At 37.5% G+C, this 333-nt stretch carries 1 protein-coding gene; it reads left to right on the plus strand.

Annotated features, from left to right (window positions below):
* The coding region (locus FC33_RS08370; RefSeq protein ID WP_191978950.1) for a hypothetical protein at window positions 1–333 on the plus strand (333 nt) is incomplete at both ends.

Here is a 333-nt window from a genome sequence, read left to right on the forward strand (position 1 = left end):
AAGCAAGATTTCAAGCAGCAGCAAGAAGAGCTCAAGTGTAAAGAGTTCATCAAGCAAGAAATCAAGCTCAAGCAAGATTTCATCAAGCAGCAAGAAGAGTTCAAGTGTAAAGAGCTCATTAAGCAAGAAGTCAAGTTCAAACATTAAGAGTTCATCAAGCAGCAAGAAGAGTTCAAGTGTAAAGAGCTCATCAAGTAAGGAATCAAGTTCAAGCAAGATTTCAAGCAGCAGCAAGAAGAGTTCAAACATTAAGAGCTCATCAAGCAGTAAGAAGAGTTCAAGTGTAAAGAGCTCATTAAGCAAGAAGTCAAGTTCAAACATTAAGAGTTCATC

The sequence above is a fragment of the Ligilactobacillus aviarius subsp. aviarius DSM 20655 genome, assembly GCF_001436315.1.
Taxonomy (GTDB): domain Bacteria; phylum Bacillota; class Bacilli; order Lactobacillales; family Lactobacillaceae; genus Ligilactobacillus; species Ligilactobacillus aviarius.